Below are 15,184 nucleotides of genomic sequence, written 5' to 3'. Positions count from 1 at the left end.
AATGTTTTTCATTCGGAACGGTTGAAACAACGCGGGCGGCGGTCGTGTGCGCGGCGGGCATGCAGAGAGTGCGCACCCGCGCGAGAATGCGAACTTCCTCATCCGACGCGGCAGCGCGACCCGCCATGCCAGATTCGAATCCGAACATCGCATTGATCGAGCGCTTCTACCGCGCTTTTCAAAGTCTCGACGCGGACGCGATGGCCGCGTGCTACGCGCCCGACGTCCGCTTCGAGGACCCCGCGTTCGGCGTGCTGTTCGGGCGCGAGGCGGGCGACATGTGGCGGATGCTGCTGCATCGCGCGAGCGACTTCGCGCTGACTTTCGACGGCATCGAATCGCTCGGACAGACCGCGAGCGCGAACGCCGTCGCGCGTTATACGTATTCGGCGACGGGCCGGCCGGTCGTCAACGAAATACGCACGCGCTTCGCTATCCGCGACGGCCTCATCTTCGAACAGACCGATACCTTCGATCTCTGGCGCTGGAGCCGCCAGGCGCTCGGGCCGGCCGGATGGTGCTTCGGCTGGACGCCCCGGATGCAGCAGGCCATCCGCAAGAAGGCGCGCCGCGCGCTCGCCGATTTCCGCAAGCAGGCGGCGGCATGACGATCGATCCCGCGCGCTTCGACGACGAATGGCTCGAAGCCGATGCGCATGGCGGCTTCGCGTCGGGCACCGTGGGCACGATGCGCACGCGCCGCTATCACGCGCTCGTGCTCGCGGCGACGCAGCCGCCCGCGGGCCGCGTCGTGCTGGTGAACGGCGTGGAGGCGTGGCTCGAGATCGACGGCACGCGCGTTCCTCTCACGATGCAACGCTATGCGCCCGACGTGCTCTATCCGGATGCATCGGCGCATCTGGTTGCGTTCGACTTGTCGCCGTGGCCGACGTGGCGTTATCGAATCGGCGAAAACGCGGCGGTCGTCGCGGAAGTGTTCGTCGCGAAGGAGAGCGGGCAGACGGTGCTGCGCTGGCGTATCGAAGGCGCGGCCACGCAAGCGACGCTGCACGTGCGCCCGCTCTTGTCGGGGCGCGACTATCACGCGCTGCATCGCGAGAACGCGGACTTCCGCTTCGATGCGAGCGTCGATGGCGAGCGCGTGTACTGGCAGCCTTACGGCGGCTTGCCGGTCATCAACGCGATGTCGAACGGCGCATACGAACACGCGCCCGACTGGTATCGCAACTTCAGCTATGCGCGCGAACGTGAGCGCGGGCTGGATTACATCGAAGACCTCGCGACGCCGGGCGTCTTTCACTTCGATCTCGCGCGCGGCGAAGCGCTGCTGATCCTGCACGCCGACACAGGCGACGGGCCGCCGCTTCATGGCGATGCCCCCGCGCTCGCAACGGAACTCGACGCGCGGGAACGTGAACGCCGCGCCGCATTCGGCTCGCGGCTCGCGCGATCGGCCGATGCGTATGTCGTGAAGCGCAAGCACGGGCTGACGATCATCGCGGGCTTTCCGTGGTTCACCGACTGGGGCCGCGATACGTTCATCTCGATGCGCGGCCTCTTGCTCGCGCCGGGACGTCATCAGGACGCCGAATCAATTCTGCTCGAATGGACCGATGTGCTCTCGGAAGGCATGCTGCCGAACCGCTTTCCCGACAGCGGCGGCTTGCCCGAGTACAACTCCGTCGATGCGTCGCTGTGGTTCGTGATCGCCGTGCACGACTATCTCGCGACCGGTCACGCGCTCGCCGCGACGACGACCCGCCTGCAACGCGCCGTCGATGCGATCCTCGAAGGCTATGCGCACGGCACGCGCTTCGGCATCGCGGCCGACGGCGACGGCCTTCTGCGCGCAGGCGTGCCCGGCGTGCAGCTCACGTGGATGGACGCGAAGGCGGGCGACTGGGTCGTGACGCCGCGCATCGGCAAGCCGGTCGAAGTCGAGGCGTTGTGGATCAACGCGCTCGCGATCGCATCGGCGTGGAACGCGCGCTGGCAGCCGATGCACGATCGCGCGCGGCAGGCATTCCAGGCGCGCTTCGTCGATCCGTACACGCACGCGCTCGTGGATGTCGTCGATGCCGATCACGAGCCGGGCAAGCTCGACCGCGCGATCCGCCCGAATCAGATCTTCGCGGTCGGCGGGCTGCCGCATGTGATCGTCGATGACGAGACTGCGCGCGCGATCGTCGCGCAGGTCGAGGCGCACTTGCTGACGCCGCTCGGCCTGCGCACGCTCGCGCCTTCGGACCCGGCGTATCGCTCCCGTTATTCGGGCGGCTTGCTGGATCGCGATGGCGCCTATCACCAGGGCACGGTGTGGCCGTGGCTCATGGGTCCCTTCGTCGAGGCGTGGCTGCGCGTGCATGGCGCGGCGGGCGTGCGTGAACGCTTTCTCGCGCCGCTGCATGCGCATCTGAACCGATACGGCATCGGCCATATCAGCGAAGTCGCGGACGGCGACGCGCCGTATACGCCCGGCGGCGCGCCGTTTCAGGCGTGGTCGCTCGCGGAGCTGATGCGCGTCGAGAAGTTGATCGGCGAAACATGAGCGTCGTTTGGGCAAATAGCGGCGGAATCGCGGTAAATTGGGCATTTTCGAAAGTCGCGACGAGGAGACGCCCATGAACAGGACGCGCACCGTCAATCAGATCGATACCGTTGAAGGCTCGCGGCTGCATTCCGGCGAATGCCCGCGCTGGCAGCGCTGGGGGCCATATCTCAGCGAGCGCCAGTGGGGCACCGTGCGCGAAGATTACAGCGAGTTCGGCACCGCGTGGGAGTACTTTCCGCACGATCATGCGCGCAGCAGGGCGTATCGCTGGGGCGAGGACGGCATCGCCGGCTTCGGCGACGACAAGCTCAACTGGTGCATCTCGCTTGCGCTGTGGAACGGGCGCGATCCGATCCTGAAGGAACGGCTCTTCGGCCTCACGAATCAGGAAGGCAATCACGGCGAGGACGTGAAGGAGCTGTACTTTTACGTCGACGGCACGCCCACGCATTCCTATATGCGCATGCTGTACAAGTACCCGCATGTGGCGTTTCCTTACGCCGATCTCGTCGATGAAAACGCGCGGCGCGGCGCGGACATGCCCGAGTACGAAGTGCTCGACACCGGCGCTTTCGACGACGAGCGCTACTTCGACGTGCAGGTGGAATACGCGAAGCACACGCAGGACGATATCGTGATGCGCGCGACGATCGAGAATCGTTCGGACCGCGCCGCCGCCATCGACGCGCTGCCGCAGATCTGGGCGCGCAACACGTGGTCGTGGAAGCCGACGCCGATCAAGCCGTCGCTCAGGCGCGAAACGGTGCAGGGCGCGACGTATGTCGCCGCCGAACACATGGGCCACGAGCCGATGGTCGTCACCGCATGGTCGCCGAATCTTCAGGATGCCGAATGGATATTCTGCGAGAACGAGACCAACGTGAAGCGCCTTTACCACATGGAAGGCGCGGGCACGTTCAAGGACGGCTTCAACGACTACATCGTTCACGGCGATGAAAGCGCGATTCGCCGCGATGCCGGCACGCGCGCGGCAGCTCGCTTTCATCTCGAACTCGCGGCGCATGCGAAGGCGACGGTCTATCTGCGCTGGCGTCCCGAATCCGAGCCCGACGCTGCTCCGTTAGACGCCGACGCCTTGTTCGCGCGGCGCATCGCGGAAGCGGACGAGTTCTACGGCGCGCTTCAGCACGACATCGCCGATGCGGATCAGCGGCTCGTGCAGCGGCAGGCGCTCGCGGGCATGCTGTGGTCGAAGCAGTACTACCAGTTCGACGTGACGCGCTGGCTCGACGGCGATCCGCTCCAGCCCAAGCCGCCGAAACAGCGCCGCTTCGGACGCAACTACGACTGGCGGCATCTGTGCAACGCGGACATCGTATCGATGCCGGACAAGTGGGAGTATCCGTGGTACGCGTCGTGGGATCTCGCGTTCCATGCGGCGGCGTTCGCGCTGATCGATCCCGAGTTCGCCAAGCGCCAGTTGTTGTTGCTCGTGAAGGACCGCTATCAGCATCCGAACGGCCAGTTGCCCGCGTACGAATGGGCTTTCGGCGATGCGAACCCGCCCGTTCATGCATGGGCGACGTGGCGCGTGTACGAGATTGATCGCGCGATCACGGGCGTCGGCGACCGCGACTTTCTGGAGCTCGTGTTCCACAAGCTGCTGCTCAACTTTTCGTGGTGGGTCAACCGCAAGGACGCCGATGGGCGCAACATCTTTCAGGGCGGTTTTCTCGGGCTCGATAACGTCGGCATCTTCGATCGCTCGTCGCCGTTGCCGACGGGCGGTCACATCGATCAGGCCGACGGCACCGCGTGGATGGCCGCGTATGCGCTCGACCTCATGCGCATCGCGCTCGAACTGGCGTATGCGAACAAGGTGTTCATCGATATCGCGGTGAAGTTCTTCGAGCACTTCCTGTATATCGCGGAAGCCGTGAGTTGCGAGGACGGCTGCGACACGGGCCTCTGGGACAGCGAGGACGAGTTCTTCTACGACAAGCTGCGCCTGCCCGACGGCTCCAGCGTGCCCATGCGCGTACGCTCCATCGTCGGCCTCATTCCGTTCTTCGCCGTTCACGTGCTGGAGCCGGGCGTGCATGGCTCGCTGCCCGGCCTGCGCGACCGGCTGCACTGGTTTCTCGATCATCGGCCGGATTTGTCGCGGCTCGTGTCGCGATGGAACGTCGCGGGGAAGGGCAATAGCGTGCTGCTCTCGCTGTTGCGCGGGCATCGCATGAAAGCGCTGCTCAAGCGCATGCTCGACGAGACCGAGTTTCTCTCCGACCACGGCGTGCGTGCGCTCTCGCGCGTTCATCTCGACCAGCCGTTCGTCTTCTATCACAACAGCGAGAGCTTTTGCGTGCGGTATCAGCCGGGCGAATCCACGTCGCGCGTGTTCGGCGGCAACTCCAACTGGCGCGGGCCGGTGTGGATGCCGGTGAACTATCTGCTGATCGAATCGATCCTCGAATTCCACCGCTATTACGGCGACGAGTTTCGCGTCGAGTATCCGACCGGATCGGGGCAGAAGTTTTCGCTTGCGCAGATCGCCGATGAACTCACGCGCCGCGTGACCACGCTTTTTTTGCTCGACAAGAACGGCGAGCGGCCTGTGATGGCGGCGTATCCGCTGTTACAGGCCGATCCGCGTTCGCGCGATCTCGTGCTCTTCCACGAATATTTTCACGGCGACAACGGACGCGGCGTGGGGGCGTCGCATCAGACCGGATGGAGCGGGCTGGTCGCGCTGTTGTTGCAGCCCCGCGCGATGGGGCCCTCGGGCGTCGTGCCGCTCGCGGGGGAAGCCGATGCCGAGATTCAGGAGTTCGCCGGCGTGAAGTAAGCGTCGAACGAAACGTTCGGACAGATCTGATACCACTGTGCTCTTCATCTTCGTAACTTTGCGAACCACGCACTTTTAGCGGCTTGGAGAGAACAAAGTGGACGCAATGGCAGGAATCTACGGGTCGGAACGATGCAACGCAGCGGGCGCGCGCCGCGCCGGTCGCCGCACGGAGCACGAAGACACGCCGCCGTTCGGGCTCGTCATGCTGGTGTTTCTCGCGGCAACGGCGGGCGGCGTGTGGGTATCTTCCACTTTCGACAACATGGCGTTCGGATGGATGGCGTGCGTCGGCATTCTTGCGGCGCTCGGCGCGGCCATCGATCGTTTCTTCTGCGGCGCCGCCGCGCTCGAACGCCGCCTGAATGCGCGCTCACGGGCGCGTCATCAGGCGCTTCACAAATCCGCGCTGAAGCACGGCCTCAGGCCGCAATGGCTCGGCTGGCAGAACGCAACAACACGGGAATGGACTTCGATGTCGGCGTACCGGCGCCATCCGCGATAGACGAAAGCGGCACGAGCGGATTCGTCTCCGGATAGTACGCGCCGAGACAACCGCGCGGAATGTCGTACTCCACCAGCGTGAACCCTTCCACGCGGCGCTCCACGCCGTCATCCCATACGCTCGTGATATCGACGCGTTCGCCCGGCTCGAAACCGAGCATGTCGATGTCCTCGGCATTCGCGAACAGCACGTGGCGCTGGCCATACACGCCGCGATAGCGGTCGTCGAGACCGTAGATCGTCGTGTTGTACTGATCGTGCGAGCGCGTGGTCATCAGCGTCAGCAGGCGCTCGCCGTGCAGCGCGCGGGCGCGATGAATCGGCGTGTCCACGGCGATGGCGTGCACGATGAACTGCGCCTTGCCGCTCGGCGTCATCCACACGCGATCCCGCGACGCCACGCCGAGATGAAAGCCGCCCGGCGTCTTCAGGCGCTCGTTGTAGTTCTCGAAGCCGTCGATGACTTTCTCGATGCCGTCGCGGATCAGCGCGTAGTCGTTCGCATGCGCGAGCCAGTCGACCTTCGCGCTGCCGAGCGTCGCGTGCGCCATGCGCGCGACGATCGCCACTTCGCTCAGCAGATTCGGCGACGCCGGCTTGTTCATGCCGTACGAGATGTGCACCATGCTCATCGAATCTTCAACGCTCACGCCTTGCGCCACGCCGTTCTGCATGTCGATTTCGGTGCGGCCGAGCGTCGGGAGGATCAGCGCGTCGCGGCCATGCACGAGGTGGCTGCGGTTCAGCTTCGTCGTGATGTGGACCGTGAGATCGCATGAACGCATCGCTTCCCAGGTGCGTGGGGTGTCGGGCGTGGCGATCGAGAAATTTCCCCCCAGGCCGATGAACACCTTCACGCGGCCTTCGAGCATCGCGTGAATGGTCTCGACGACGTCGTAGCCGTGCTCGCGCGGCGGCTCGAAGTCGTAGGCTGCGGCGAGGCGGTCGAGAAACGCCTGCGTCGGCTTCTCTTCGATGCCGACCGTGCGGTCGCCCTGCACGTTCGAATGTCCGCGCACCGGGCAGAGGCCCGCGCCGCGCCGCCCGATGTTCCCGCGCATCATCATCAGGTTGGAGAGCAGCTGCACCGTCGGCACGGAGTTCTTGTGCTGCGTGAGGCCCATGCCCCACGTCGCGATGACGGCGCGGCCCTTCGCGTAGATGTCGGCGAGCTGGAGGATGTCGTCCATCGGCGAGCCTGATTCCGCGACGATCGCGTCCCAGCTTTCCGCGCGCAGATCGGCGGCGAACGCGTCGAAGCCGACCGTATGTTGCGCGATGAAATCGACATCGATCACGCGCTCGCCGCCCGCGATAAGCGCGGCGTCGTCGAGTTCGATCACGCGCTTCGCGACGCCCTTGATGAGCGCGAAGTCGCCGCCGACTTTCGGCCGGATGAACACGGAGCTGATCTTCACGCCCTTCGGCGACAACATGTCGAGCGTGTGCTGCGGGCTGGCGAAGCGCTCCAGACCGCGTTCCTTGAGCGGATTGATCGAGACGATCGTCGCGCCGCGCTTCGCGCAATCGCGCAATTCGCCGAGCATGCGAGGATGGTTCGTCGCCGGATTCTGGCCGAAGAGCAGAAGCGTGTCGGCATGCTCGAAGTCGTCGAGCGTGACCGTGCCCTTGCCGATGCCGACCGTATGCGGCAAGCCGCGGCTCGTCGCTTCATGGCACATGTTCGAGCAATCGGGGAAGTTGTTCGTGCCGTACATGCGCACGAACAACTGGTAGAGAAACGCGGCTTCGTTGCTCGCGCGGCCCGACGTATAGAACGCGGCGCGATCCGGATCGTCGAGCTTCTTGAGATGCGACGCGATCAGCTCGAACGCGGCATCCCATTCGATCGGCACGTAGCGGTCGCGCTTCGCGTCGTAGACGAGCGGATCGGTGAGACGGCCGTGCTGCTCCAGTTCGTAATCCGACTGCGCCATCAGCGCCGACACCGTGTGCTTCTCGAAAAACGCAGGCGTCACGCGCTTGGCCGTGGCTTCGGCGGCGACCGCTTTCACGCCGTTTTCGCAGAATTCGAACGTCGACGCATGTTGCCGGTCCGGCCACGCGCAGCCGGGGCAATCGAAGCCGTCCGGCTGATTCTGCTTGAAAAGCGTGCGGTAGTTACCGCCCGACACCTTTTCCTTCACGAGGTTGATGGCGACCTGTTTCAGCGCCCCCCATCCGGCGGCGGGGTGATGGTACGGTTCGATGCGCGGTTCGGGCTTCTTCATGATGGATGCGGCCAGCGTGGTCATTCGATGGCTCACAGCGTACTGTGTCCCGAATCGCGCGCGGCGCACAGAAAACGCGAAATGCGAGGGATACAGTTGCGTCGATTTGCCCTAGACTGCGGTTTGTCGAACGTCAAACGTCAAAGCCCGTGAAGCTCTACGAACAACTTGCCGATGAAATCGAAGCCGCCGTGCGACGCGGCGTGTTCACGGCGGGCGAGCGGATCGCGTCGGTGCGGCAGGCGAGCCAGCAGCACGGCGTGAGCATCAAGACGGTGCTGCATGCGTACGCGCTGCTGGAGAGCCGCGGCATTCTGGAGACGCGTCCGCAATCCGGCTATTTCGTGCGCGCGAAACCACGTTCCGGCGAGGCGCGCGGCGAGCGGGGCGGCGTGGCGGGCGCGATGGCGGTGGCGTCGGAAGTGGACGTGAGCCGCCTCGTGCTTTCCACGTTGCGCAGCATTCGCGCGCACGGCGCCGTGCCGTTCGGATCGCCGTATCCGGATACCGAGCCGTTCCCGTGGCGGCGCATCAACCAGTACGCGAACGCCATCGCGCGGCGGCATGCGAGCTGGAATCTGATCGACGACCTGCCGCCCGGCAATCCCGAACTCATTCGCCAGATCGCGCGGCGATATGCGGAAAACGGCGTGCCGGTCGATCCCGGCGAGATCGTCATCACGGTCGGCGCGACGGAGGCGATCAACCTGAGCCTGCAAGCCGTCGCGAAGCCGGGCGATACGGTCGCCGTCGAATCGCCGACGTTCTACGCGATGCTTCACGCCATCGAGCGTCTCGGCATGCGCGCGATCGAAGTGCCGACGCATCCCGCCGATGGCATCGACATCGACGCGCTCGCGCAGATCATCGGCGAGGGAAAGATTGCGGCGTGCATGGTGATGCCGAATTTTCAGAACCCGCTCGGCTTTCAGATGCCGGATGAGCGCAAGCGCCGGCTCGTGGACCTGCTTTCGATGCACGACATTCCCGTCATCGAAAACGATGTCTATCACGAGCTTCATTTCGGCGACGCGCGGCCCTCGACGCTCAAGAACTTCGATACGAAAGGCCTCGTGCTGCATTGCGCGTCGTTTTCGAAGAGCCTGACGGCGTCGTATCGCATCGGCTGGGCGATGCCGGGGCGTTATCGCGCGCAAGTCGAAAAGCTGAAGTTCCTCAACACGCTGACGACGCCATCGGTGCCGCAAGTCGCCGTCGCCGATTATCTGCGTCAGGACGGCTACGACCGGCATCTGCGGCGCGTGCGCAAGCTGTATAAGCAGCAGTCGCGCATCATGATGGCGATGGTCGAACGGTTCTTTCCCGCCGGCACGCGCACGTCCGCGCCGCAGGGCGGCTATGTGCTGTGGGTGGAACTGCCGGAGCGTGTGGATTCCATGCTGCTGTATCGTGCGGCGCTGGCGGAAGGCATCACGGTCGGGCCGGGCTATATGTTCTCGACGCGCAATGCATTCAGCCATTTCATCCGCCTCAATTACAGCTATCCGTGGACGCCGCAGAGCGAGGCGGCGCTGCAACGGCTCGGGCAGCTCGTCGGCGAACTCGACGCCCGCGCAAGGGAGACTTGAATATGAACGATGACATCGATCCGGCGCTCGTCGCCATTCTCGAGCAGCTTTGGCGCGCGAAGCAGGAGACGCCGGGGCGCGCGTGGTCGCTTGCGAAGCTGGCGAAGCAGTCCGGTTTGCCGATGAGCGGGCTGCGCCGGCACCTGACCGCGCTGGCGGACGCGGGGCTCGTGGACGTGCAATTGAGCGAAGAGGGCGCCGGATCGGCTGCGCTGACGGCCGGCGGGGTGACGCTGTGCGAGGCGGTGTTTGGAGGGGAACAATGACGTCGCCTTCACCTAACGCCCCCGACGCACAGCCCGATGAACCGCGCGACGTCTTCGGTCCCTGGCGCGAAACGCTGCGCGAGGAATGGCCACCGTTTTCCTAACCACATCGCCACCACGTTGGACATCCACATCACCCTGCACGGCCGACGCGACCTGACCGGCCAGATCTACGGCCAGCTTCGCGCCGGCATCATCGAAGGACGGCTCGCCGCGAACCTGCGCCTGCCGTCCACGCGCGAACTCGCCGCGCAGCTCGGCGTCTCCCGCAAAACGACGCTCGAAGTATTCGACCGTCTCATTGCGGAAGGCTTTCTGCGCACGCGCGCGGGCGACGGCACCTTCGTCGCCGATGGCCTCGCGCGGCTGCCCGGCGCGCGGCCCGAGCCGGCGTCGGCGCGCGCACGGGCCGCCGGCATCTGGCGCAAGATGCCCGAGCGCATGGTCATGCCGATGCCGCCCGCGGGCATCACGCTCGACTGCGATTTCAAGGGCGGCGTCACCGATAAAACGCTCTTTCCCTTCGACGCCTGGCGCCGATGCGTCAATCAGGCGCTGCGCACGCAGGCGCGCGCGGGCGGCGGCGTGGCGTCGTATCGCGATCCGGCGGGCGAGCAGGAACTGCGGCTCGGCATCGCGCGTTATCTCGGCTTCAGCCGCGCGGTGGCGTGCAACTGGCAGGACGTCGTCGTGACGCAAGGCGCGCAGCAGGCGCTCGATCTGCTCGCGCGCGTGGTCATCCAGCCGGGCGATATCGTCGCGGTCGAAGAGCCGGGTTATCCGCCCGCGCGGGCGCTGTTCTCGGCACTGGGCGCGCGCATCGCGCATGTGCCGGTGGATGGCGAGGGCATGGTGGTCGGCAAGCTGCCGCGCAATGCGCGGCTCGTCTACGTGACGCCGTCGCATCAGTTTCCGCTCGGCATGCCGATGAGTCTCGACCGGCGCGTCGAATTGCTCGAATGGGCGGGCAAGCGCGGCGCGGTGATCGTCGAGGACGATTACGACGGCGAATTCCGCTTCGAAGGGCGGCCGGTCGAATCGCTGAAAAGTCTGGATCGCGCGGGGCTGGTCGCGTATGTCGGCACGTTCTCGAAGACGCTGTTTCCCGATCTGCGCATAGGCTATGTCGTGCCGCCCGCGACGCTTCGCGAGCCGCTCTGGAACGCGAAGCGCATCGCGGATTGCCATAGCTGCATGCTGACGCAGACCGCGCTCGGCGCGTTCATGCTCGACGGCGAATACGCGAAGCATCTGCGCCGCATGCACAAGACGTATGCCGAGCGGCGCGCGACCTTGCTCGACCGGCTGACGGGCGATCTCGCGCCCTGGTTCGAGCCGCTTCCCGCGATGGCCGGCATCCATCTGGTCGCGCGGCTGCGCAAAAGATGGCGCGAGGAGCGCGTCGTGGCGGCGGCGCGCGAGGCGTCGGTCGGGCTGTACGGCATCCGCCCCTTTTATGCGGGCGATGCCGTCGAGCAAGGCATGCTGTTCGGATACGGCGGCACGAGCGCGCAGACGATCGAGCGCGGCATGACGCGCCTCGCTGCGCTCATGCCGCAGCTATCGCGGTGACGATGCGCGTTACTGGTCGCCGCACAGGAGCAGCAGCTTTTCCTGGCTCGTGCACGTCGATTTCTTCTTCGGCGCGGCAGCGTCCGTGCCATGCGCGGAAACGGTCTGCGCCGAGCCTTGCGATTTCGCTTCCGCCGTGCGCCGCGCGATGCACTGGCGCAAGCGCTTTTCCATCGGCGGATAGTATTTCCAGCCGCGCGTGAGCGGCGGCAGGTCGAGACGCACCTGCTTCCACTTCGGATGCCCGCTCGCCTGCAGCGTGTCGAAGTTCGCGCAGAGCGAATCCGCGAATTTCGACAGCGCGCCGACCGTGCCGCGCAAGCCGTAGTCGTACGTGACGAGGAACGCCTTCACCGTGAGCGTCGGCGTGTCTTCCTGAATCCAGTTCGGATAGCTCGTCGTGCGGATGGTCGCCGGGAAGTACGTCTGCTTCGCCTTGGCGGTTTCGGGCGCGGACGGATCGAGGCGCAGCAGCTTGATCTGCTGCAGCAGTTCCGGATTCATGTCCTGAAAGAGCTTGGCCGGCTGGCCCGCGACGATCACCGCGACATCGATCTTGCGCACGATCAGCTTGGCGAGCGCGTCTTCGTTGCTCAGGTGCTGCTCGTTGGCATCGGCAATCGGCTCGCCGAACATCAGCCGATACAGCGTCTCAGCCGATTGCGCCGTGCCGCTGCCAATCGGTCCGACGCTGATGTTCTTGCCCTTGATCTCGTTGATGGTCTTGAGCGGCGAATCCGAGCGCACGACGAAGTAAATCTCCTCGTCATAGAGCGGCATGATGAGGCGCAGCGGCTGGATGATCCGGCCCGCTTCGGCGTTGCCGGAGCTCGCCATGTCGAGATATGCCTGATACACGTCCGACTGCACCAGCGCGAACTTCACGCCGGGTTCGTAGCGCATGCGCTGCACGTTTTCCGCCGATCCCTTCGAGGGCAGCACTTCAAGATCGATCCCGGCCGGCTCCGCGACGTACTTCGACAAGTCCTGGCCGATCTGGATATACGTGCCGCGTTCCTGGCCCGTGGTGATCTTGTACGGCACGGGATCGGCATAACTGGAAGTCGCCGCGCCGGCGAGCCCGATGACGGCGCACAGGGCGAGCGCGCCCCGCGCGGCATTGCGCATGAAACTGGTCGAGACCATGATTGACCCTTTAGTCGAGTTTGGGCGGGTTCTTCGAAACGCGCGCGATGCGGCTGCACCGCGCGTAATGCGACATGCGTGATGCGTGGGAATCGGGCGGGGCGGTCAGCGCGATGGCTTTGGCGTCGTGTCTCCACTGCTCCAGCCGTATTGCTTGATCGCGCGTTCGACGTCGTCGGACTTGTCCGCGTCGAAGCGCGCCGTCATGTTCGATCCACCCACGCTCGCCGGACGTGTCGCCGGTCGTGTCGCCGGACTGGCGGCGGCAGCGACGGGCGTGGTCGGCGCGAGCGTGGCGGCGACGGCGCTGGACGGCGCGGCGGTCACGGGGCGGACCGCCGGCGCATGCGAGACCACCGGTTGCACGACGGCGGGCTGCGCCGTTTGCATGGCGACGGGCGGCGCGGACGATTGTGCGCCGGCGGGCGCCGCGCGCTGAGCGGGCGCCGGGGCCGGCGACGGCGCGGGCGCTGCGCGCGGCGTCGGCGCGACGTACATGCCGTTGCTCGTCGGCGCGGCGGGCGCGACGTACATGTCGGTCGGGGCGCTCGGCGCAACGTACATGTCGCTCTGACCGCTTTGCGCGCTCGGCGCGACGTACATGCCGTTGCTCGGCGCTGCAGCGGTGGCGGCGGGCGCGGGCTTCGGTGCGGGTGCGGGTGCGGGTGCGGGCGCAGGCGCGGGCGATTCGACGGCCGTTGCGGGCTTCGCCGGCACGCTCGATGTCACGGCGGGCATCGAAGCGAACGAGGGCGTCGGCTGGAGGATCGTCGCGGCCACGACGGCGTTCGTCGCGGCCTGAGCACGCGCGATCTTCTCCGCGCGCGACAGATAGCCGGTTTCCGCACGCGCGTCGTCGAGCGCGGCCTGGCGCGCGGCCGCTGCGGCGGCGGTGGCGTTCTGGGCGCGTTGCGTCGCGTGCTTGTCCAAAGTGGGCTTCGCTGCGGCGGCGGCCGCTTGAGCTGCCTGCGCCTGAGCCTGTGCCACCGGAGCAGCAGGCGCCGTCGATGCAACGTTTGCCTGCGCGGGAGCCGGGGACGGTACGGGAACCGGAGCCGGCGCTACCGCGACAGCGCCCGTCGCGGCAGCCGGATTCGCCGAGTTGTCCGCGGGCGCCGCGCCCTTCTTCGCGCCTTGCGCATTCGCGGCGAGCCAGCCGGCGTGCGTGATGACGCGTTCGAGCATTGCCTGCGATTCGCCGTTGCTGCCGTCGAGCGCGAGCGCTTCGGCCGCGTTTTGCTGCACGCACGCCCAGGCGGACGTCCGTTCGCACGCGCGCGCGAGCTGGAGCGCGGCGTCGCGTTGAAGCTCGCGGTTGGAGAGTTCGTCCTTCAGCGCATCGAATTCGGGGCGCGTCTGCTGCTGCGCGGGCAGCGCCTTCATGCGCGCTCGCGCTGTTGTCAGATCGCGCCGATCCAGCGCCGCCCGGATGTCTTGCAGCGGATCGCCGGGCGCAAGCGAACGGGTGCTGTCCTGCTGCGCGTTCTGGGTTTGCGCGCTGGGCGCGGCGGGCGTGATGGAAGGTGAAAGCACGACGGACTCGGCGGGCGCATCGGTTGCGCCGCGGCCGATCGCGCCGAGTTTCGGATCGATCGCGCCGGACGCGCTGATATCGGCGGCAGGCGTGGGTTGGTCGTCCGAGCCGCGATGCAGATAGATGGCCGCGCCCGCCACGATCGCCACCGCGCATGCGCCTGCGGCGATCGTCTTCTTACGGTCCCAATTGGCGGAACCGGGCAGGGCGTCGGAATCGTTGCTCGGATCGGCGTAGGCGTTGCGCGCGGATTCCTCGACCCGTTTCGCGCGATGCTCGGCCGCCCGCTGCGCAATGCGCTCGCTCGCGCGTTTCGGGTCCCAGCGTCCGGCCCAGGCCGCGCCGGTGTCTTCGTCGTCGCCGGTTTCGATCGGACCGGAAGCCGCCGCGGATGCCGAGGCGAGCGGCGTCGACGACTGTTGCTCGAACATGCTCCCGCGCAGCCGGGGTTCCACCGCGCCGCGTCGATGGCCGAAAGCCGCGCTGCGGTCGGCGCCGCAGTTGGGGCAACTGTCGGCGCTCTTGCGCATCGTGCTGCCGCACCGCTGGCAGACGACGGAAAACATGGAAGCGGGAAACGTCAAACGCGTGGTCATGCTAAAAGCCCTCGAAGGACGTAGGCGATAACGTGGCGGCGGGCCTCGCGCGTCGAACGTGTCGGACGCAGGACGGGCCGCGGCAGCAATCCTTCGTATTGTTTTCCCGCGCGAAAGCTCGCTCGCGGGAAGCGAAATCCGAATATGGTTCAACCATTTCCGGACGTCAATTGCGTTTCGCACCTAGTGCCCGGCGCCTGGATGCTAACGATGGCGCGTTTTGTGCGGTGCTCGCATCGCGCCGTGGAAGCGCGCGGCAAGCGGCCAAAATGGTGCGAAAGCGCCGGATGATTGCGGTCGCAGCCCATTTCGGGCAATGCGCATGCCACCAGCCTCACTCTCACTGTTTGCGACATTTTGCGCGGGGCGGCGGTTTTGAGACGCCATTCTTTAGCCGATAAACGACAAGGCCGGATGGCCGCTCGATA

General features: G+C 66.1%; 10 protein-coding genes. 7 read left to right on the top strand and 3 right to left on the bottom strand.

Annotated elements, in window-relative coordinates; translation table 11 throughout:
• The first annotated feature begins 125 nt into the window (after nt 1-125).
• From AWB72_RS12315 to AWB72_RS12300, 4 genes are all read left to right on the top strand, one after another.
• Nucleotides 126-608: a nuclear transport factor 2 family protein gene (locus tag AWB72_RS12315; RefSeq protein WP_040049566.1), complete on the top strand. Its 483-nt coding sequence runs from the start codon at nt 126-128 to the stop codon at nt 606-608.
• Nucleotides 605-2,509: an amylo-alpha-1,6-glucosidase gene (locus AWB72_RS12310; protein ID WP_040049567.1), complete on the top strand. Its 1,905-nt coding sequence runs from the start codon at nt 605-607 to the stop codon at nt 2,507-2,509. The genes AWB72_RS12315 and AWB72_RS12310 overlap by 4 nt, the downstream gene beginning before the upstream one ends.
• A gap of 73 nt (nt 2,510-2,582) precedes the next feature.
• Nucleotides 2,583-5,318: an MGH1-like glycoside hydrolase domain-containing protein gene (locus tag AWB72_RS12305; RefSeq protein WP_040049578.1), complete on the top strand. Its 2,736-nt coding sequence runs from the start codon at nt 2,583-2,585 to the stop codon at nt 5,316-5,318.
• Nucleotides 5,319-5,415: 97 nt separating this feature from the next.
• Nucleotides 5,416-5,823, top strand: coding sequence for a hypothetical protein (locus tag AWB72_RS12300; protein ID WP_159459362.1), 408 nt, complete (start codon nt 5,416-5,418; stop codon nt 5,821-5,823).
• On the opposite strand, the gene AWB72_RS12295 is transcribed toward AWB72_RS12300, so the two are convergent.
• Complete coding sequence (locus tag AWB72_RS12295; RefSeq protein ID WP_040049579.1) at nt 5,741-8,053, bottom strand: FdhF/YdeP family oxidoreductase; 2,313 nt, start codon at nt 8,051-8,053, stop codon at nt 5,741-5,743. The genes AWB72_RS12300 and AWB72_RS12295 overlap by 83 nt on opposite strands.
• Before the next feature lie 149 nt (nt 8,054-8,202).
• Here AWB72_RS12295 and AWB72_RS12290 point away from each other — a divergent pair, with 149 nt between their 5' ends.
• The 3 genes from AWB72_RS12290 (at nt 8,203) to pdxR (ending at nt 11,480) form a co-directional block, all read left to right on the top strand.
• Complete coding sequence (locus tag AWB72_RS12290; RefSeq protein ID WP_040049569.1) at nt 8,203-9,642, top strand: aminotransferase-like domain-containing protein; 1,440 nt, start codon at nt 8,203-8,205, stop codon at nt 9,640-9,642.
• Between the two features lie 2 nt (nt 9,643-9,644).
• Nucleotides 9,645-9,908 (top strand): winged helix-turn-helix domain-containing protein, encoded by a 264-nt coding sequence (locus AWB72_RS12285; RefSeq protein WP_040049570.1) that lies wholly within the window; start codon nt 9,645-9,647, stop codon nt 9,906-9,908.
• Between the two features lie 120 nt (nt 9,909-10,028).
• A complete protein-coding gene (gene pdxR, locus AWB72_RS12280; protein WP_040049571.1) occupies nt 10,029-11,480 on the top strand; it encodes a MocR-like pyridoxine biosynthesis transcription factor PdxR in 1,452 nt (483 codons plus the stop codon).
• Nucleotides 11,481-11,489: 9 nt separating this feature from the next.
• On the opposite strand, the gene AWB72_RS12275 is transcribed toward pdxR, so the two are convergent.
• Nucleotides 11,490-12,626: a TAXI family TRAP transporter solute-binding subunit gene (locus AWB72_RS12275; RefSeq protein WP_040049572.1), complete on the bottom strand. Its 1,137-nt coding sequence runs from the start codon at nt 12,624-12,626 to the stop codon at nt 11,490-11,492.
• 105 nt (nt 12,627-12,731) lie between these two features.
• On the bottom strand, nt 12,732-14,756 hold the full coding sequence (locus AWB72_RS28895; RefSeq protein WP_087128076.1) for a hypothetical protein: 2,025 nt from the start codon (nt 14,754-14,756) through the stop codon (nt 12,732-12,734).
• Nucleotides 14,757-15,184: the final 428 nt, after the last annotated feature.

It is taken from the genome of Caballeronia concitans (assembly GCF_001544615.1).
GTDB classification, from domain to species: domain Bacteria; phylum Pseudomonadota; class Gammaproteobacteria; order Burkholderiales; family Burkholderiaceae; genus Caballeronia; species Caballeronia concitans.
Note: the sequence above shows the minus strand (reverse complement) of the source record. Positions and strands in the feature narration are given on the sequence as shown.

Bases quoted from the DNA above. Each gene is read 5' to 3' on its own strand.
- AWB72_RS12295 (WP_040049579.1), bottom strand. From the start codon at position 8,053: ATGAAGAAGCCCGAACCGCGCATCGAACCGTACCATCACCCCGCCGCC.
- AWB72_RS12275 (WP_040049572.1), bottom strand. From the start codon at position 12,626: ATGGTCTCGACCAGTTTCATGCGCAATGCCGCGCGGGGCGCGCTCGCC.
- AWB72_RS12285 (WP_040049570.1), top strand. From the start codon at position 9,645: ATGAACGATGACATCGATCCGGCGCTCGTCGCCATTCTCGAGCAGCTT.
- AWB72_RS12315 (WP_040049566.1), top strand. From the start codon at position 126: ATGCCAGATTCGAATCCGAACATCGCATTGATCGAGCGCTTCTACCGC.
- AWB72_RS12305 (WP_040049578.1), top strand. From the start codon at position 2,583: ATGAACAGGACGCGCACCGTCAATCAGATCGATACCGTTGAAGGCTCG.
- AWB72_RS12310 (WP_040049567.1), top strand. From the start codon at position 605: ATGACGATCGATCCCGCGCGCTTCGACGACGAATGGCTCGAAGCCGAT.
- AWB72_RS28895 (WP_087128076.1), bottom strand. From the start codon at position 14,756: ATGACCACGCGTTTGACGTTTCCCGCTTCCATGTTTTCCGTCGTCTGC.